General features: G+C 50.3%; 1 protein-coding gene. It reads left to right on the top strand.

The annotated features are described in order from the left end of the window. A partial coding sequence (locus tag ABZJ92_RS22395; RefSeq protein WP_353752507.1) for a terminase large subunit domain-containing protein occupies positions 1-326 on the top strand: 326 nt, incomplete at both ends.

The following is a 326-nucleotide window of genomic DNA, read 5'->3' on the forward strand; positions in this document are numbered from 1 at the left end:
AAATACGGGCAATTCTCAATTCTGACGTTTACCCCGCTGATGGGGATGTCTGACGTTGTTACCAAGTTCCTGAAGAACCCCAGCAAGTCGCAGAAAGTGGTCAACATGACCATCTATGACGCTGAGCACTATACCGACGAGCAGAAAGAGCAAATCATCGCATCATATCCCGAGCATGAGAGAGAGGCGCGTGCTCGCGGTATTCCTACGATGGGTAGTGGTCGAATCTTCCAGATACCGGAAGAGACGATTAAGTGTCAGCCGTTCGAGTGTCCTGATCACTTCTACGTAATTGGCGGGATGGATTTCGGATGGGATCACCCACA

The organism is Shigella sp. FJ200513 (assembly GCF_040495915.1).
GTDB lineage: Bacteria > Pseudomonadota > Gammaproteobacteria > Enterobacterales > Enterobacteriaceae > ECMA0423.